Origin of the sequence: Microbulbifer yueqingensis, from assembly GCF_900100355.1 — a bacterium.
Lineage (GTDB): Bacteria > Pseudomonadota > Gammaproteobacteria > Pseudomonadales > Cellvibrionaceae > Microbulbifer > Microbulbifer yueqingensis.
Map to the genome: position 1 here is coordinate 68276 of NZ_FNFH01000006.1, position 19947 is coordinate 88222.

The following is a 19947-nucleotide window of genomic DNA, read 5'->3' on the forward strand; positions in this document are numbered from 1 at the left end:
ATGAAGTATTTCCAGGGCCTAGTCGAACAATCCATAAGTCGCGCAAAACAGTCCACACTGAGCATACTCGGCATTAGTGATCCACACCTTCGGGCGCACCTAGCGCAGCAGATGTCGGAAGAGCTTGGAGCAGAAGGCTGTTTTCTCGCCCCGCCGGTATTCGAGCACACATTCGGCTGGCAGCCGAGTCAATCCAGCCTTGCAAGCCTCGCCGGCGCTTTGCTGGAACCTGAGCTGGTTAAAACACTGGGCGATGCTTCTGGAGGCTATGCTTTGCCTGGTCATATTCATCCCTACACCCACCAGCTCAACGCATGGCGCACACTGCTGGACGAGGAGCCGAAGTCAGCCGTAGTCACTAGTGGTACCGGCTCAGGTAAGACCGAATGCTTTATGATCCCGATACTTAATGACCTAATTCGGGAGAGCAAGCAAGCTACGGGCCCCTTGGTTGGAGTGCGGGCACTATTTCTCTACCCGCTGAACGCGTTAATCAACTCGCAGCAAGAGCGCCTCGACGCCTGGACCCGTGACTACGGCGAACAAATACGGTTTTGTCTGTATAACGGCAATACGGAGCAATCGGAATCGAAAGTGCGCAGGGAGCAGCGTGAGCACCCCAACCAGGTCTTGTCCCGTGAGCGGCTGCGTAAAGAACCCTCACCAATCTTGTTGACCAACTCTACCATGTTGGAATACATGCTGGTGCGACAGGACGATGCGCCAATTCTCGAGAAGTCCCGTGAAGCAGGTTCCTTACGTTGGATTGTACTGGACGAAGCGCATACCTATATCGGGTCGCAGGCGGCAGAGCTTTCGCTGTTGTTGCGCCGTGTGTTGCATGCCTTTGGCCGTCAGGCGAAGGATGTACGCTTTGTTGCTACTTCCGCGACAATCGCCGACCAGGATGCCGAAGCCAAGCTCAAGACTTACCTCGCCAGCTTGGCTGGGGTGAACGAGACACAAGTGGTCGTAATCGGGGGTTCCCGTAGCATCCCAGAGCTGGAACAAAGGGATGCCGTCAGCCCGGTGTCGCGGGATAAAATCCTGGCGATTGAGCCTGGAGAAGAGGTTTCTCCAGCACGATATGACGCGCTGGCGCATTCGGACGTCGCCAGTCGATTACGTAATGCGATTGTCGACAATGGCGAACCGCAAACCCTCGATGAGCTGCTCACCCACGCCAAGGAACTTTTGCCCCAGGTGAGCAAGCAGGAGCAGCAGGGGGAACTGCTCGCTTGGATAGACCTAATGACGGGCACTAAGAAGGAGGCGGGTGGCGAGCCATTCCTAAAGCTGCGAGCGCACTTCCTCCAGCGAATGCTTCACGGTCTTTGGTCCTGCATAGATCCCCAGTGCCCGGAAAAAACAGCGCATCTAGAACACTGGCCATTCGGCAATCTTTATGTGACGGAGCGCAGTCGCTGTACTTGTTCAGCTCCCGTCTACGAGGTCGCATTCTGCCATGATTGTGCAACACCCCACTTGCTGGCTGAGGACTGCAGTGGCTACTTGCATCAGCGAAGCGCTTTCGTACGAGATGAGTTCGCGCTGACCTATGAGCAAGCAGAGGGAGATGAAGATCCACACCATAACCTCGAAGATACAATCACCTCTGATTCGCAATGGATAATTGCGTCTCCGCTACTCTCCAGCAAAGAAGCGGAAAGTGAAGAGCAGAATAATTACATAGATGCCCGTGTTGACGCGGAGAGCCTTGAAATTAATAAAATCCAGGCGGAACGAAATGTCGGATTCCGGCACGCGGGTGAAGACGAAGCTGTGTGCCACCACTGTGGGAACAGCGGGTTCAATGGTCGTAAATTTTACCGTCAATGCTATCTCGGTGCACCCTTCTATATAACTAATGCGGTTCCCACAGTGCTGGAATACTGTCCCGATCCTGATAGAGAGGACCTCGGCAAGTACTCGCCAGAAGAACTGCCCGGCCGTGGGCGCAGACTCATTACATTTACTGACAGTCGACAAGGTACCGCACGATTAGCTGTTAAAATGCAGCAGGAAGCAGAGCGTTCCAGCCTGCGAGGGCTCGTATTTCAGGTCTTGCGTAATCGAATGGCTGATGCGCAAATTGCTGGAGGTGAGGGGTCGGCAGGTACTGCTGAGGAGCTAGAAGCCGCTGCTAAAACGGTGCCAGACCCTGCGATCAAACAACTTCTACTGCAGCAAGCCGAAGCGGCAAGGCAGCAGGCGGCTGCCCCGAAAGGCATTGTTAGCTTCGATGACCTGACCCGCGAGTTGGCCGCGAGCCCAACGGTTAGTAACGGAATCGTACGCTATAACCGCTACACGAGCCCGGAGCTATTTATCACAGGCGACGAAGCCGGAACCATGGCGCGGCTGCTGTTAGCGCGGGAGTTTGCTCGTCGACCCAAAAACCAGAACAGCACAGAAACCTTGGGTCTTATACGGGTGGGTTATCAGGGGCTCGACAGTATCAAGCAGGCCCCGCCGTTCTGGAAAGAAACTCGAGTAAGTGTATCGGGTGGCGAGAACCGTGCGCTTACACTGGATGACTGGCGAGACTTCCTGAAAGTAGCGTTAGATTTCCATGTGCGGGAGCACACTTATCTCGAACTGGAGGATGTACTTCGTAATTGGATGGGTGCGCGCTTTACACCGAAAGTATTGATGTCACCTAAATCAGAGATCGTGGAAAGCCCCCGTGTACGTAAATGGCCAACTGCCGCTGCGGGCCCGCACCGCTCACGCCTCATTAAACTGCTGGAGTTGGCAACAGATAAAGATGTCGCTCAGCAGGCCGATTTGGATGTGATCAATGCCTGGCTAGAGAAAGCTTGGCAGGACTTAATAAACGCACGCATATTAGAGTCCCACGCAAACGGTTACGCACTGAAATTTCGTAAGCTGCTGTTTTCCCTGCCCGAAAGGGCCTGGGAGTGCCCTGTAACTGGCAGGCTTTTAGATACCACTTTTGTTGGATTAACTCCCTACCTACCACGCAAGTACCGAGAAGGTCATTTTCGTTGTTCTGAAGTAGAGTTGCCGTCGTGGACTGCGTTGGAGGCTGCGGCTACCGGTACAAGCAAGTTACATAGCATTCGAAGTGCTGTAGAAAGAGACGAGATAATTGCGGATCTCCGCTCTCGGAATCTGTGGACTGACGTCTCTGACCGAGTCGTCGAGGGTGGATACTACTATCGCACAGCCGAGCATTCCGCCCAGCAGTCCTCCGAGGCCCTAAAGCGGTACGAGGATTTGTTCAAGCGGGGTCACGTGAACGTTTTGAACTGTTCCACCACCATGGAGATGGGTGTGGATATCGGTGGTATCTCAGCGGTGGTCATGAACAATGTACCGCCACACCCGGCCAACTATCTGCAGCGAGCAGGTCGTGCCGGGCGCCGTAGTGAGGCACGTGCCATCGCCTATACCCTGTGTAAAAAAGATCCTCACAACCAGCGTGCGTTCAATAATCCTAAATGGCCATTTGTGACAGCCATTCCAGCACCATCGATTACGCTCAGTTCCGATCGAATTGTCCAGCGACATGTGCATTCGTTGCTTCTCGGCATGTTCCTGCGCAAGAACCAGCTTTGTTTCACGGATAACACAAAGCTCAATGTGAAGTGGTTCTTTAGTGGTGAAAAAGATTCCCCCTGCCATAAATTTATCGCTTGGACGGAGTCCTTACCCAAGGAATTGCAGGATGCGATGACTGAGCTCCTGAGAGGCACATCACTGGCCAGCGTCGCGCCACAGAAGGTGGTTGCCAAGTCCACTACTCGGCTGCGCAAACTGCAGCAGCGTTGGGTCAACGAATACCAGAGTCTTGTGGCTAAGCAAGAGTCAGCCACCGATGAGGCCTATAAGCGGGCACTATCTCTGGAGCTCAAACGTCACGAGGAGGAGTACCTCCTTCGAGACCTGGCCGCGCGGGCCTATTTACCCGGCTATGGGTTTCCCACAGATGTTGTCAATATCAACACCTACAATATCGAGGAATTTCGAAACCGCAGCGCAAGTAAGGCTAAGGCCTCTCGGGAAGACAATATCTACAGCTACAAAGAAAAGCCCAGCCGTGGGCTTGATGTGGCCATACGTGAATATGCCCCCGGTTCAGATATCGTAATCGACGGTCGCGTGTACCGCAGTGCGGGTGTCAGCTTGCACTGGCACTCTGGAGGCGCAATCAACGAGGCGCAAAAATTTGATATCGCATGGCAATGTAAGAATTGTGGTGCATCCGGTGTTCAGGAGAATGCTTTCAGCAATAGTGATGAAATTCACTGCGTAAGCTGTAACCAAGCAGTGGCCCATTCACATAAAAAGACAGTCTTGCGTCCGGCGGGCTTCTTGACGGATTTCTATCAGGAGAGCACCAACGATATATCCTCGCAAAAGTTTATTCGCGTAGAGAGACCACGTATTACTGTACATGGGCCACGCGTGGCACTGCCTGATGAACGGCTCGGATATATCGAATATGGTAGCGAGGGTACTGTTTTTCACCACTCCTCTGGAGAGCATGAAAAGGGGTATGCCATCTGCATGGCCTGTGGTCGGGCAGAGTCTATGTTGGCCTCAGGGGAGATCCCAAAGTCCCTCCAGCCTTCTGTAATGCATCGCCCGCTCGGTGGTGGCAAGGGAGCTGACCGCACAGAGACCTGTAGTGGTGAGAAAGTCATGCCGAATGTCTATCTGGGCTACCAGACGTCCACTGACGTACTTGAGGTCTATCTCAAGAATCCTCAGACGGGCGAGTGGTTGCCCAATACCCAAGAGGGCCAGACCATCGCGGCGACTCTGGCGGTGGCTCTTCGCGATGAGATCGCCTCGCGACTGGGTATCGCCAGCACAGAGATGGGCTTTAGTTTCCGCAAGGACCGCGACCTTGAACAAGGGGCGGAACGCTTCGTGGTCCAGGTGTACGACAAGGTCAGTGGTGGCGGGGGATTCTGCACCGCCGAAGTAAGCGATATAGGCCAGCTACTAAAAGGTGTCTACCAGCGCCTGCACTGCCCCGCAGAGTGTGACAATGTCTGCTCAGCGTGTCTCACCGGTCAAGATAGTCGCGTGGAGCAGGAATCCCTCGATAGGCCCCGCGCTCTCGCCTGGTTGAAAGATATTGGCCTGATCGAGCATTTAGCTCTGCCCTCTTGTTTTGCCACTATGCCGGGTGCGAAGCATTGTGCAATCAGCCCAATAGAATGGATTCGCTCTAAGCTCCAGAGCTCTGCCGATAGGATCACTATCCGGGTGCCGGACTCCAACGTGGATGTCTCGCACAGCGACTTCCGTGACATGGTATTGGGATGGAAGGTAATAGACCAGGTGGCGGTCAATCTCCTGCTTGAGCCTGGCATGGATGTCTCTGATGAATTCAAGCATAGCCTCAACCTCCTACATCGATTGGGTGTAGAAGTGGCCTACATAGATGAGGCGGTGCCTGAACAAGAGTTCTACATGGGCATCCAGGTCGGGGGTAGCGACGGTGTCTTCACCTTGGTGAGCCAAGAACGTCAGGCGCTAGTTCCTGGTGAGGGATGGCTTAGAGACAATATAGGCGGTGCCTTAGCGGCCACCGACCAGCTGCCTAGCTTCATGCGGAAGCCGTTACCGAGCGATTTTTGGGAGACAAACCTTTCGGGCGCCCGGGTAATCGAATTTAGCGACGAGCTGAACGGAAGGGTCATAAACTTCCCCACCCGGTTTGCGCAGTTTTTACAGCAGCAGGTGCCGACTCTGAAGCAGCAATTTGCTAATGAGCAGGTGGTCAAGATTTCCTACTACGATCGCTACCTTAAATCTCCATGGATGGTGTTGCTACTGGAGAAGCTCCTAGCCAGCTTTCCATCAAAAGAGTGCACGGTGGAAATACAGACACTAGCGGCAAACTCCGACTACTCGAAGTCCTTTATCGATGCAAACTGGTGCGATCCAGAGGACCAGCGCGAAGCGATCGCTGAATGGATCGGTGTCAACTTGAAAGCGAGTGTGGATGTCCACATCGAAGATCGTCCAAAGGCCATGTCTCACGGACGAATCCTGATCCTGGAATGGTCGTCCGGGAAAACGACAAAAATACTATTGGATCAGGGTGTGGGCTACTGGGATAAGAAGAAAACCAAGGATGATCGATTTAATTTCCGCGGTCATGTTGCCCAGCAGCTTGAGCAGATCCAGGCTTATCAAAACCATGCGAGCATGATCAATAGTGCTCCTTGGCCAACGTATATCACAGTGATTACGGAGTGACCGACCGAGGCTTTCCGGCTGTCGGCTGTTTCGCGGGCTCTAAGCAGCCTGCGGAAGGCCCGGCAATGGTAGGCTCGGTCGCCCCAGCCGCCAAAGACCAAGAGTCAGACACGAGCCTGTTGATAGTATTGCGCCTCTTTTGATGCGTTGATGTATCATGGCGGCCTAATCACCTAAAGAAGCCAACAATGCTGAGATTTAAGATCAAAGAACGTATTGCGGACAAGGAGTTCATCGAGGGACGCCGGGTCACGATTGGGGAAGTCGCGGAAGCGACAGGAATCCATCGAATGACCATCTCAAAAATGATCAATCAGCGCAGCTACAACACGGGCACAGAAAATCTGGATCGCCTCTGCGCCTACTTTGGCTGCCCCATCGAGGGCTTACTCGAGTACGTGAAGACTGATCTCGCAGCCAGTGATAAACCTTGCCGAGGTTAGGCAAACCAATAACAACTTAATTTGATCAATAAGTGCACAGCCCGGTGATGTATAGACACTCAAGTCATATTTCACCTAGCACAGTCACTTTGCTAACAATGGGAGCGTGCGACTTGCCCGCTCCGCAGTAGTACGGAACCTTTATGAATCAAGCAGTCCACAACAAACTCATTTCCTTTATCTGGTCTATCGCCGACGACTGTCTGCGCGATGTCTACGTGCGCGGCAAGTACCGGGATGTGATCCTGCCGATGGTGGTGTTGCGCCGCCTGGATACCCTGCTGGAGCCCACTAAAGACAAGGTACTGGAAGAGGTGGCCTTTCAGCGCAGCGAGATGAATCTTACCGAGCTGGACGAGAGCGGCCTGACCGAGGCCTCTGGCTTTGTCTTCTACAACACCAGTAAGTGGACCCTGAAAAAGCTCTACAAAACCGCCACAAACAACCAGCAGATATTGCTGGCCAATGTTGAGGAGTATTTGAAGGGCTTCAGCCCTAATGTCCAGGAGATCGTCGATCGATTTAACCTCAAGGCGCAAGTTCGCCATATGGCCAATAAGGACGTGCTGCTGGATGTGCTGGAGAAGTTTACTTCCCCCTACATCAATCTCACCCCCCACGATGTGGAAGACCCGGACGGCAACCGGCTGCCCGCGTTAACCAACCTGGGCATGGGTTACGTGTTCGAGGAACTTATCCGCAAGTTCAACGAGGAGAACAACGAGGAGGCCGGTGAGCACTTTACGCCGCGCGAAGTAATCCAGCTGATGACTCACCTGGTGTTTGACCCTATTAAGGACCAACTGCCACCGGTGATGACCATCTACGATCCGGCATGCGGTTCCGGCGGTATGCTCACCGAGTCCCAGGACTATATCAAGGACGAGGCCGGCAGCATCCGCGCCCAGGGGGATGTGTACCTGTTCGGCAAGGAGATAAACGACGAGACGTATGCCATCTGCAAGTCGGATATGATGATCAAGGGCAACGACCCGGCCAATATCCGCGTCGGCTCTACCCTGTCCACCGACGAATTCGCCGGCAAACGCTTCGACTTTATGCTCTCGAATCCGCCCTACGGCAAGAGCTGGGCCAGCGAGCAGAAACATATTAGGGACGGCGGCGATATTATCGATCCACGCTTCCAGGTGGACCTGGCCGACTACTGGGGTGTCATCCAGGCCGCGGATGCGGCGCCACGCTCCAGCGACGGCCAACTGTTGTTCCTGATGGAAATGGTCAACAAGATGAAGGCCCCGGCCGATGGAAATATGGGCTCCCGCATCGCCTCGGTACACAATGGTTCCAGCCTGTTCACCGGCGACGCCGGTTCCGGCGAGAGCAATATCCGCCGGCACATTATCGAGAACGACTGGCTGGAAGCCATAATCCAGCTGCCCAACAACCTCTTCTATAACACCGGCATTACCACCTATATCTGGCTGCTATCCAACAACAAGCCGACAAGCCGCAAGGGCAAGGTGCAACTGATCGACGCCAGTCAGCTGTATCGCAAGCTGCGCAAGAACCTGGGCAACAAGAACTGCGAATTCTCCCCGGAACATATCCGCGAGATCGCCGACACCTACCTGCAGATGGCAGCAGTGGAGCGCGACGCAGAGAAAGCCGGTATCGCCGCGCAGGTATTCGACAATCGCGATTTCGGTTACCACAAGGTCACTATCGAACGGCCGGACAGGCGCAGGGCACAGTTCACCGCCGAGCGCATAGAGACGTTGCGCTTCGACAAAAGCCTGCGCGAGCCGATGGAATGGGCCTACGGCGAGTACGGCGAAAGCATTTATCAGCTCGGTGCCTTGGAGAAGCACAAGAAGCCGATACTGGACTGGTGCGAGGAGAACGGCCTGGCGTTGAACACCAAGGCCCGCAACAAGCTATTGGATGAGAAGCTCTGGGCCAAGCACAAGGCGCTGGTGGAAACCGCCACACTGCTGATGGATGCCATAGGCACCGACGAATATTCGGACTTCAACTTGTTCAAGGCCAGCGTGGATGCAGAGCTGAGGGTGCGCAAGATTAAGCTCTCCGCCACCGAGAAGAACGCCATCTTGAACGCGGTCAGCTGGTACGACGAATCCGCCGAGAAGGTGATCCGCAAGCGCGAAAAGCTGAGTGGTGCCAAGCTGCAACAGCTGCTAAATCACCTCGGCTGCTGTGCGGAGAATTTGGACGATTTTGGTTACTATTCGACGGAAAAAGCCAGTGAGTACCTGACCTATGAACCCTGCAGCGACCTGCGCGACAGCGAATCGGTGCCTCTGGCCGAGGAGCTTCACGACTACTTTCTGCGCGAAGTGAAGCCTCACGTGGAGGAGGCCTGGATCAATTTGGACTCGGTCAAGATCGGCTACGAGATCAGTTTCAACAAATACTTCTACCGGCACAAACCGCTGCGTAGTATGAAAGAAGTTGCGCGCGATATCGTCGAGCTGGAACAGCAGGCCGAGGGCTTGATTGCCGACATTCTGGGCCTGGAAATTGCCGAGATTTCAGGAGTGGAAAATGACTAGAGAGCTAACTTCACTACGAAAGTACGAAGCCTATAAGGATTCCGGTGTGGAGTGGATCGGTCAAATTCCTGTTGACTGGAGTGTATGTCCGGGAAAGCGATTCCATCGTGTTGTTAAAGAATTGAATCTGGATGGCAAGTGTAAAAGTATTCTTTCTCTAACTTTACGTGGAGTAGTTGATAATGATCCAGATAACCCAGAAGGCCTAATACCTAGGGATTATGGAACCTATCAAATCTTCGAAAAAGACGACTTAGTGTTTAAACTAATTGATCTAGAGAATATAAGAACGAGCCGGGTTGGGTTGGTTAATAAGCGTGGCATCATGAGCCCCGCCTATATCAGGTTGAGAGTTGGAAAGGATTGCCATCCAAAATTCGCTTACTATTTCTATTACAACCTTTATGTTAATGCTGTCTTTAATAATCTTGGGGCGGGTGTAAGGTCCACTATCGGACCTTCTGATCTTGTTGAGTTTCCAGTACTTAACCCAAGTTATGTAGAGCAAGTGGCTATTTGTAATTTCCTTGATGTGAAAATTGACAAAATTGCTCGCGCTATAGCTTTAAAGCAGCGGCAAATAGAACTTCTTAAAGAGCACAAGCAGATACTGACTAAAAATGCAGTAATTAGTGGCCTAAACCCTCATGTGCCGATGCGTGATTCTGGTGTGGATTGGATCGATAAAATTCCAAAGCATTGGAAAACCCTTCGATTTAAGAACCTGTTCACCCAAAGTCGACTACCAGTTAGACCAGATGATGGTGTGGTTACATCATACCGTGATGGTCAGGTAACTCTTCGTTCAAAAAGGCGGCTTTCGGGGTATACAGAAGCACTTCTCGAACAAGGTTATCAAGGCGTCCGAAGGGGGCAGTTGGTGCTCAACTCGATGGATGCTTTCGAGGGTGCAATTGGTATATCCGACTCCGATGGCAAGTGCACCCCTGAATATGTCGTATGCGATCCTATTTCTGACCAGTGCGTGCCGGAGTACTTTGCATTATTGCTTCGAGAGATGGCGCTAGCGAAGTATATCCAGGTAATATGCAACGCTGTCCGACAGAGAGCTGTACGTATTCGATTTAATAATTTGGCTGCAAGATATTTGGTCGTCCCTCCGCAATCTGAACAATTACATATAGTTCAATATATAAAGCGAGAGTCCAAGAAAATCAGCAACAGTGTTGCACTGTTTGAAAAGCAGATATCTAAGTTGGAAGAATACAGGCGAACGCTGATCGACAGCGCAGTAACCGGCAAGATCAAGGTGTCACAGCTGGCCGGGATGGGGTATTGAAAGCTGCCAACTCGGCACCCTCCGCTAGACAATACGGAGACCAACTTCGACGTTGCAGGGATAAGAAAGAAAGGATAAGAAAGAATGACCAGTCGCACCGATGAGCAGGCATTGGAAGCCGCAATCGAGCAGTGCCTGACCGGCACCACCCTGGAAGAGCAGAAGGGGGGCACCACTGAGCGGCCACCCTTCGGGCGACACCACGGCTACAAGCTCAGCCTGCCGCAGGACTTTGATGCGCACTACGCCATCGACAAGCGCTTCTTCTGGGCCTTCCTGCGCCAGACACAGGCGAAGGAGCTGGAAAAGCTGGCCCGCAACAGTCCCAACGAGGAAGAGTGGCAGCGCAAGGTGCTGGAGCGCTTCGACCGGCTAATCAAGAAACACGGCCTGCTGCACCTGCTGAAGAGAGGCCTGGCGGTGGAGGATGCCCACCTGCACCTGATGTACCCAGCGCCGCTGGCCAGCAGTTCAGAGCAGGTCAAACAGAACTTCGCCGCCAATATCTTCAGCAGCACCCGCCAGTTGCGCTACTCCCAGGCCAACCCGCTGGAGGAGATAGACCTGGTGCTGTTTATTAACGGCATCCCCTTCGCCACTCTGGAGCTGAAGAACCCCTGGACCGGGCAGACGGCCCGCTACCACGGCCAGAAGCAGTATCGCCAGGATCGTGATATCACTCAACCGCTGCTCAACTTCGGCCGCTGCCTGGTGCATATGACGGTGGATACGGACGAGGTCTATATGACCACCAAGTTGGCCAGCGCGGGCACCTTCTTCCTGCCGTTCAACAAGGGCCATAACTACGGTGCCGGCAATCCACCCAATTCAAGGGGCCACAAGAGCGCCTACCTGTGGGAAGAGGTGTTCAGCCGTGAGAGCATCGCCAACATCATCCAGCACTTCGTGCGCCTGGATGGCAGTAGCAAAGACCCGCTGCACAAGCGCACCCTATTCTTCCCGCGCTACCACCAGATGGATGTGGTGCGAAAGCTGATTCGGCACGCCAGCGAGCAGGGAGTGGGGCAGACCTATCTCATTCAGCACTCCGCCGGCTCAGGGAAGTCCAACTCCATTACCTGGGCGGCCTACCAGTTGATCGAGGCGTACCCGGCCATAGAGGGCGTTCCAGGAGCCAAAGGTATAGACCAGCCGCTGTTCGACTCGGTGATTGTGGTCACCGACAGGCGCCTGCTCGACAAGCAGTTGCGGGAAAATATCAAGGACTTCTCCGAGGTCAAGAATATCGTCGCCCCGGCCTATCGGTCTGCCGAGCTCAAAACTGCCCTGGAACAGGGCAAGAAGATCATAATTACCACGATCCAGAAGTTCCCTTTTATCATCGATGGAATCGCCGATTTGAGCGACAAACGCTTTGCGGTAATTATCGACGAGGCCCACAGCTCCCAGAGCGGCTCCGCGCACGACAATATGAACCGGGCGATGGGCAAGGACGTCGACGCTGAAGGCCTGGATACTCAGGAAAGGGTGCTGGAAGCCATGCGCTCACGCAAAATGCGCGGGAATGCTTCCTATCTGGCTTTTACCGCCACGCCTAAGAACAGCACCCTGGAGAAATTTGGTTCGAAGCAGGCAGATGGCAGTTTCTTGCCGTTTCACCTTTATTCGATGAAGCAGGCCATCGAGGAGGGTTTTATTCTCGACGTGCTGGCCAACTATACGACCTATAAAAGCTATTACGAGATCCAGAAGTCCATCGAGGAGAACCCGCTATTCGATAGCAAGAAGGCGCAAAAGAAGCTCCGCGCCTATGTTGAGCGCAATCAGCAGACCATCAACACCAAGGCCGAGATTATGCTAGAGCACTTCACTACGCAGGTGGTGAACAGCAAGAAGCTTAAGGGCAAGGCCAAGGGTATGGTGATCACCCAGAATATCGAGGCCGCCATCCGCTACTTTAAGGCGATTTCCCGGTTACTGGAGGAGAGGGGTAATCCGTTCAAAGCCTTGATCGCATTTTCGGGCAGTAAGGAGGTCGACGGTGTTGAGTATAGCGAGGCTGAGATGAACGGCTTCGCGGAGAGCGAGACCCGGGACAAATTTGACAAAGACGAGTATCGCTTACTGGTTGTTGCTAATAAATACCTGACCGGCTTCGATCAGCCCAAGCTGGCCACCATGTACGTGGATAAGAAGCTGCAAGGCGTGCTGGCCGTCCAGGCGCTGTCACGCCTAAATAGGGCCGCCCCAAAGCTGGGAAAGAAAACCGAAGACTTGTTCATTCTTGACTTCTTCAATTCCACCGAGGATATCAAGACGGCCTTTGATCCGTTCTACACGGCAACCAGCCTGTCGGAGGCCACTGACATCAATGTGCTGCATGATTTGAAATACGCCCTTGATGAGGTTGCAGTCTACGAATGGCACGAGGTGGAAGACTTTGTCGATCGCTATTTCTCTGGTGCCGACGCACAGCTACTTAGTCCTATTATTGATACCGCCGCAGATCGCTTCAATATTGAGCTTGAGCTGGAAGATGACGCCAAGGCAGATTTCAAGATCAAAGCCAAGCAGTTTGTCAAAATTTACGGACAGATGGCATCGATCATGCCTGGTGAAGTCATGGCCTGGGAGAAACTATTCTGGTTTTTGAAGTTCCTGATTCCCAAGCTCAAAGTCAAGGACCCAGATGCCGACCAGATTGATAAGTTGTTGGAGTCGGTGGACTTGTCGTCCTATGGCCTGGAACGGGTAAAGCTAGGTCACAGTATCTTTCTCGATGCCGAGGAAACAGAACTACCGCCGCAGAACCCCAACCTGAGGGGCGCGCATGGAGGCGAGGAGGAGCGAGATCCGCTGGATGAGATTATCCGTAATTTCAACGAGCGCTGGTTTCAGGGCTGGAGCGCCACGCCGGAAGAGCAGCGAGTAAAGTTCATTAATATCGCCGATAGAATCAAGGCGCACCCCGACTTTGAGGCAAAGTACAAAAACAATCAGGACGTGCATAACCGAGATCTGGCATTCCAGAAGATATTTGAAGAAGTGATGTTAAAGCAGCGGCGGAACGAATTGGAGCTTTACAGTCTGTTGGCGAAGGATTCTGCGTTCAAAGCTGCTATGCAGCAGAGCTTAAGGGGAATTTTGGATAGGTAGCCTATTAGCCTGAGCAGTGGGTTGGGAGAGCAGCGATAGATTCGGTAACGTATTGAATGAAAAAAATAAAGTTAGAGTGCCCTAAGTGCTTTAAGGATAGCGAACTTTCAGTTTCCGCTGGCGTTACATGCGGCCACTGTAAAGAGGATATTTCTGAATATCACTATAAAAGGCCGCTTATATCCGGGGCGACGGCCCTGATTTTAGGAGCGGGCGGGTTCTTTGCGGTCGACAAGTACATCATTGACGAAACTCGTTATCCCCTGGAGATTGAATACGCGATAATTGATTCCTGCATTAGTGGTTCTGATCTGCCACTGAGACGCAGCTCGTACGAGAGAAAGCAGGAGATCTGTTTGTGCTCAATGAGAGAGACCATGAGCGATATCTCATACGATGACTACAAAAGCAAGCCCATGCAATTTTTTATTCAGTTTAAACAGAATTCGGCTTCATGTTGAAGAGCCCCACTAAGGGTTTAGAGGGGCTCTCGTTTGAGTTTAGGTCTCCTGGCCTAAGTAGGACTCGTTATTTGGATTATGGGCATCTGCCCAATCATCCATGTCCGCCTCGTTGTTGGGGTTGTTGATGTCGGACCAGAGATCCAGTTCAGCGTCAGACATAGCTGAGGTGTCCATTTCAGCTCTCCCGCTTGTCTTTGCTTTGGTTTCGCTTTGCTACGGTGCTCTCTGCCCGCGCGGGAAAACTGTCTTTGGGCACTGTTCCACCCGTTTTTTTCGCGGTGGCTGACTTGATGCGACGAACCGCCTTATCGGTCATCGGCTTTTTAGCTTTAGCCATAAGCTATCTCCTTTTGTGTTTCAAAAAGTGCCCCGGCTGGGACGTTTTTTATTGTTGGCATGCTGTTGGGGAAATCTGGGGAAATTTGAAGGGTATTGTCGGAAAATGAGCAATCGAGAGGAGCTTCGGGCTGAGCTTGAGCGCTTGATGGTCAAAGTCGGCTGGTCCTATCGCCAACTGGCGGCAGAAGTTGGCGCCTTTCGGGCAGAAGAAGAAGGGCGGGAGGAAAAGTCTGCTTCTGAGACTATTAGAAAGAAATTAGGCCAGCAGCGCGAAACGCAGGCTGAGCTGGAGTTGTGTATAAAAATTATCAGAGAGAGCCCCGTCTTCCGAAGGCTGGATGAGGTTAAGCCGGTACCGGTGCGCCATCGGGGCTTGGATGGACGGTTTAGGGAGGAAATGAGGCGCCTTTCCGAGGGCATTTCCCGGAAGTTAGTAGAAGCCGAAAATGACTAGGGTAGAGGTTGAGTGGTGGCTGCGGGGGAAGTGGCCAGGCGGAATAATCACAACAGCCTAAGGGCTGTTGTGACCCGGCGGGCTTCGCGCTGTCGCGCTCGTTTCAAATTGCTGGTGCAATTTGTCGAACCACATCGGTGGTACTGTCTCAAATGCGTCCATGCATTTGAGCTTTCGGGTGCCTTCGGCAGACCAAAACGCTCTTGGTGTTTTGTCACCCGGCCCTATCAGAGCGTCGCCGAGGGACATTCGCGGCATTGAGTGCGGTGGTATGGCGGAATAATCACAGCAGCCTAGGGGCTGCTGTGACCCTGCGGGCTTCGCGCTGCGCGCTCGTTGCTAGACGCTGTCGCGTCTGATCGAACCACATCGGTGGTTGGCTTCGTGGAGACATCTAGTTCGGTGGTGGGCGGAATAATCGGAATAGCCTAAGGGCTATTCCGACCCTGCGGGCTTCGCGCTGGCGCGCTCGTTTCAAATTGCTCTCGCAATTTGTCGAACCGCGGTGGTTCTCATCCGGCCACCATGCACAGGCATAAAAAAAGCCCCGTCCGTGAGGACGGGGCTTTGTTTTATGGTGCCCGGAGGCGGAATCGAACCACCGACACGGGGATTTTCAATCCCCTGCTCTACCGACTGAGCTATCCGGGCTTCGCTGTTTGCGGGGCTTCCCCTGCGTCGCGAGGCGCGTATTAAACCCGCTCTGGCGGGGCGAGTCAACCCCTTGATTGCACAATAGTTTTTCCGGTTAGCGAGTGCTCACTATTTGGTCGCCGGTGGGGTTTGCCGGCGGGTGTGAGCGCCCGCTTTCCAGTCTAGCCGCTCCCCGCTTGTTCGGCTTACTGCTCTTCCGGGGGGACGTAGCCTTCGGCGGCGTCGTAGCTCTCGCCGCTCAGGAACTTGTCGCGCTGCTCCGCCAGGTAGGTGCGGGTGGAGGGTTCCATCATGTTGAGGCGCTTTTCGTTGATGAGCATGGTCTGGTGGGCCATCCACTCCTGCCAGGCCTTCTTGGAGACGTTCTCGTAGATGTCCTGGCCCTTGGGGCCGGGCATGGGGGGCGCGTCCAGGCCTTCGAGTTCCTGTTGGTATTTGCGACAGAATACGGTTCTGGACATGTTGGTCTCCGGGTTGGGTTGTTTGGTTTCGCCGTGGCCGTGGCGGCCGTGGTTTTTCGCGGCCAGCGGCCGCTCCTACGGAGGAGTGCCTCCACCTGGGGGGGCGCGGCCGTGGGCCGCTGCTACAGGACGGTGGCGTCCTCCTGGGCCAGCAGCGGGGCGCGGAAGGCGTCCAGCTGTTTCGCTAGCTTGGCGATCGGGGCCGGCAGGCCCAGGTCCTGTGCCGCCCGGGGGCGGTTGAGCTGGCGCAGTTTATACCAGTCGCCGCCGGGCTCTGCCACCCGCCCACCTTCGAGGCTGGCTCGGTTGGCCAGCTGGATCCACACCGGGCTGATGTCCAGGTGGAAGTGGGTGAAGGTGTGGCGCATGGGTGGCAGGGGCTGGACCTGGCCCGCCTGGATATCTTGCGCGGCCAGCCATTCCTGGGCGCTGGCTTCCCCGCCATCGTCGCCTTCCAGCTGCGGCGGTACCCACAGGCCGCCCCAGATGCCGCTGGGCGGGCGCTGTTCCAGGTAGAGGTCGCCGTCGCATTCGATCAGCAGCATGGTGGCCAGGCGCACCGGTTTCTCTTTCTTGGGCTTCTTGCCCGGGTAGTCCTGGGGGTTGCCCCGGGCGTGGGCGACGCAGTGTTCCGCCAGGGGGCATGCCTCGCAGCGGGGTTTGCTGTGGGTGCAGACGGTGGCGCCCAGATCCATCATGGCCTGGGTGTAGTCGTTGCAGCGCTTGCTGGGTGTGTAGCCCTCGGCCAGGGCCCAGAGCTCGTTGGCCACCCTTGTCTGGCCGGGCCAGCCGTCCACGGCGTGGAAGCGGGCCAGTACCCGTTTCACGTTGCCGTCCAGGATGGGGGCGTTGATGCCCATGCTGATGCTGGCGATGGCGCCGGCGGTGGAGCGGCCGATGCCGGGCAGGCTGGCCAGTGCCTCCACGTCCCGGGGGAATTCCCCTCCGTGTACTTCCATCACCGTCTGGGCGCACTTGTGCAGGTTGCGGGCGCGGGCGTAGTAGCCCAGGCCGCTCCAGTGGGCCAGGACCCGGTCCTGGGAGGCGCTGGCCAGGTCGGCCAGGGTGGGGAAGCTGGCCATAAAGCGCTGGAAGTAGGGGATGACGGCGGTGACCTGGGTCTGCTGCAGCATGATTTCCGATACCCACACCCGGTAGGGGTTGATGTCCTGCTGCCAGGGGAGGTCCTTGCGGCCGTGCTGGTCGAACCATTTGAGGACGGATTGGTGGAATTGGGTTGGGGGCATCGCGGGTGGTGGTTTGGGGTTGCTGCGGGTTTGGGGGAGTTTATCAGAGTGTGGTGGGGTTGGTGGGGTGGGGCCGTGGGGGGCAGGGGTTTGGGTTTTGTGGGGCGGGTGGTTCGGGGGTTTTCTGGATGCCGGCCTGCGCCGGGATGACGACGGGGGAAGAGATGGCAGTGGGTTTCTGGATGCCGGCCTTCGCCGGTGGGCCAGCCCAGCGGGATGACGACAGGACGCAGAAGGGATGGCGGTGGTGGGTCGCGGCCAGCGGCCGCTCCTACGGGGAGGGATAAAGGATCGTGGCGGAGGGTGCGGAGAGGTTGGTGGGGATCGCGGCCATGGGCCGCTCCTACAGGGGAGAGGGTGGCTACATCGGAGGGGTGATGCGGGAATGAAAAAGGCCCCCGGGTGGGGGCCTTTGGCGGGGTGGTTTTGGGGAGAGGGGTCAGTCGCGTTTGAAGAGGCCTTTGAACTTCTCTTTCAGTTCGTCGACTTTCTTCTCCACCTTTTCGCCGTACTTCTTCTCGGCCTTGTATTTCAGTTCCTCGCGCAGCAGGTCGTCGGTGCGGCGGGTGTCGGGTTTGCAGCTGCCGATGCCGGCGGTCTCGAACTCGCCCTTGCAGCGCAGCGGCAGCGGGCGGTTGCGCCAGCGGTCGTTCTGCACGCTGCAGCCGCTGTCGGAGGTGCGCTCGCCGGTGAGCGACAGGCCCAGGGCGAAGTCGAAGTCGGCCTTCTCCATGTTGACCTCGCCGTCGCCGGTCAGGGCGATGTTCTCTACCCCGGCCAGGATCTCCTGCACCTTCACCTGGTCGCCCTCAACCTTGATGTTCACGCGCAGGTCCTGCAGGCGGGTCTGGGCGGGCCAGTCCTGGTCGGGCAGCGGGGTCTTCTCGACGAAGCTCACCAGCTGGCACATGCCTTTCTCCAGGTTGAACGGCGCCAGCGCCAGCTGCTGGCTGGATACCTGTACCGCGGCGCGCAGGTTCTTCTGCAGGGCCTGGTCGGTCTTGCCCTTGGTCTGGGCGGCCCAGTTGACGGTGGACTTGCCGGATACCTGCACCCGGTCGCTGGGGAACAGCACCTGCTGCACCTTGGAGATCTCCACCCCGACGAGGCCGCCGGTCATGTTGGCGGTGGCGACCTGGCCGCGGGCGTTGAACTGGCCGTTGGAGCTGAACTCGCCGTCGTAGATGTCGGCGCTCAGTTCCTGCAGCTGGTACAGGCCGTTGTCGATGTTCAGGCGCAGCAGCGGTGCGTCCAGCTGCAGCTCCAGCGCATTCAGGCGCTCCAGTGCCAGCTCGATATTGGCGTTGAAGCCGCGCATGGCGGTGAGCGGCAGTTCCACCGGCTCGGCGGGGGGCGCCTCCTGCTCGGGCTGTTGCTCTTCTTCCTGCGGTGCGGGCGGCGGCAGGTAGTCGTCCAGCACCAGGGCGCCGCCGCGCAGGGTCAGGTCGATACCGGGGATGTCCTCGTTGCGGAACTGGGCGCTGCCGGCGAAGGCGGTGTCGTCCAGCTGCAGCTGCAGCGGGGTGAGGCTGATCTTCTTCTCGGTGCCCTCGATATTGGTTTCCATGCTGAACTTGCGCAGCGCCGAGCCGCTCTGGGTGACCAGCTCGGTACCGGTCACGTCCAGCCACGGGCGCAGCGGGTTGGCCTCGGCGTTCATGCTCAGCTGCAGCTGCCAGGGCTGGTCCGGGGCGGTGCGGCGCACGTGGCCGCGCAGGTAGAGCCGGGCCGCGGCCTCGCCACTCTTGGCGCGCAGCTCGAACGGCTGCAGGCGCAGGCCGTTCAGGCCCTCGTCCAGCGCCAGGCTGCTGTCCATCTTCAGCTCCACCGGTTGCTTCAGGGAGCTGCCGGCAACCTCGGCGCTGGCTTCCAGCTGGCCGACGTCACCACCGGGCACCAGGTTGTCGGCGGAGACGTGCAGTTTCTCCAGAGTGTACTGGGTGCCGGCCTTGGCGTCGCTGTAGTTCACTACGCCGTCCTCGATGCGCAGCTTCTCCAGCGCGATTTTCAGCTCTTCGGCGCCGGGCTCTTTCTCTTCCTCAACTTTCAGTTGCGGCGGCTCCTTGGCGTCGGCCTTGCGCTGCGCCTCCATGGCATCGGTCAGCAGTTCCCAGTTGCCCTTGCCCGACTCGTCCACGGTCAGGTCGATGCGCGGGCCCAGCAGCACTATCTCTTCCGCCTCGACGCGCTTTTTCAGCAGCGGCATCACCGCCACACCCACGGCGATCTTGTCGGCCTGTACCAGCGGCTGGTCGGGCGCCGGCAGAGGTGCCAGCTGCACGCCTTCCAGTTCCAGCGCCAGGCTGGGCCACAGCTGCCAGCCGATATCGCCGTCGAGCTTGAGGGCGATGCCCTGCTTCGCCGCCGCCTGTTCCAGCTGCGGCTTGTAGCGATTGATATCGATCCCGGTCAGCAGCCAGGCGGCAGCGCCGGCCAGCAGCAGGATGATAATGAGCAGGGCAATCAGTGTGTTCTTGATCCAGGCCATGGAGTGGGTGATCCCTGTGGTTGTCTGTGTGCGTGAAAGTTATTTTCGCGTTGGGCAGGTGGCGTCACACCTGCGCGTGGTTCTTCGTTAGTTGGGCAATTGTAGGAAAAAACGGTTCCGCGGGATACGAAACGGCTCTCAGGCGGGCAGATTGCGGGGATTGGTGAGGTTGGGGCGGGAAAAGATTCCGCCCGGCCGCGATGGCGGCG

At 56.1% G+C, this 19947-nt stretch carries 11 protein-coding genes and 1 tRNA gene; 6 read left to right on the plus strand and 6 right to left on the minus strand.

The annotated features are described in order from the left end of the window. The 5 genes from BLT26_RS13565 to BLT26_RS13585 all read left to right on the plus strand — a co-directional run bounded on the left by BLT26_RS13565 (position 1) and on the right by BLT26_RS13585 (position 13631). The gene (locus BLT26_RS13565) at positions 1–6240 is read left to right on the plus strand and encodes a DEAD/DEAH box helicase (RefSeq protein ID WP_091515485.1); all 6240 of its coding nucleotides are present in this window, start codon (positions 1–3) and stop codon (positions 6238–6240) included. 188 nt (positions 6241–6428) lie between these two features. Next, a complete protein-coding gene (locus BLT26_RS13570) occupies positions 6429–6683 on the plus strand; it encodes a helix-turn-helix domain-containing protein (RefSeq protein ID WP_091515489.1) in 255 nt (84 codons plus the stop codon). Between the two features lie 143 nt (positions 6684–6826). Next, positions 6827–9214, plus strand: coding sequence for a type I restriction-modification system subunit M (locus BLT26_RS13575; protein WP_091515492.1), 2388 nt, complete (start codon positions 6827–6829; stop codon positions 9212–9214). Further along, entirely contained in the window at positions 9207–10514 is a 1308-nt protein-coding gene (locus BLT26_RS13580) for a restriction endonuclease subunit S (protein ID WP_091515495.1), read from the plus strand. Before BLT26_RS13575 ends, BLT26_RS13580 begins: the two co-directional genes overlap by 8 nt. 84 nt (positions 10515–10598) lie before the next feature. After that, entirely contained in the window at positions 10599–13631 is a 3033-nt protein-coding gene (locus BLT26_RS13585) for a type I restriction endonuclease subunit R (protein WP_091515499.1), read from the plus strand. Positions 13632–14131: 500 nt separating this feature from the next. Here the strand turns inward: BLT26_RS13585 and BLT26_RS16700 are convergent, their stop codons facing one another. Next, positions 14132–14254: a hypothetical protein gene (locus BLT26_RS16700; RefSeq protein WP_281245479.1), complete on the minus strand. Its 123-nt coding sequence runs from the start codon at positions 14252–14254 to the stop codon at positions 14132–14134. Between the two features lie 16 nt (positions 14255–14270). Continuing rightward, positions 14271–14432: a hypothetical protein gene (locus BLT26_RS16525; RefSeq protein ID WP_175453124.1), complete on the minus strand. Its 162-nt coding sequence runs from the start codon at positions 14430–14432 to the stop codon at positions 14271–14273. 105 nt (positions 14433–14537) lie between these two features. Between BLT26_RS16525 and BLT26_RS13595 the strand changes: the two genes are divergently transcribed. Continuing rightward, positions 14538–14888 (plus strand): hypothetical protein, encoded by a 351-nt coding sequence (locus BLT26_RS13595; protein WP_091515507.1) that lies wholly within the window; start codon positions 14538–14540, stop codon positions 14886–14888. Between the two features lie 575 nt (positions 14889–15463). On the opposite strand, the gene BLT26_RS13600 is transcribed toward BLT26_RS13595, so the two are convergent. The 4 genes from BLT26_RS13600 to BLT26_RS13615 form a co-directional block, all read right to left on the minus strand. Next, positions 15464–15539: transfer RNA gene (locus tag BLT26_RS13600), tRNA-Phe, on the minus strand. Positions 15540–15727: 188 nt separating this feature from the next. Continuing rightward, entirely contained in the window at positions 15728–16003 is a 276-nt protein-coding gene (locus BLT26_RS13605; RefSeq protein WP_091515510.1) for an oxidative damage protection protein, read from the minus strand. Positions 16004–16125: 122 nt separating this feature from the next. Further along, complete coding sequence (gene mutY / locus BLT26_RS13610; protein WP_091515514.1) at positions 16126–17250, minus strand: A/G-specific adenine glycosylase; 1125 nt, start codon at positions 17248–17250, stop codon at positions 16126–16128. Positions 17251–17689: 439 nt separating this feature from the next. Beyond that, positions 17690–19738, minus strand: a complete 2049-nt coding sequence (locus BLT26_RS13615) for an AsmA family protein (protein ID WP_091515517.1) — start codon at positions 19736–19738, stop codon at positions 17690–17692. Positions 19739–19947 lie beyond the last annotated feature (209 nt).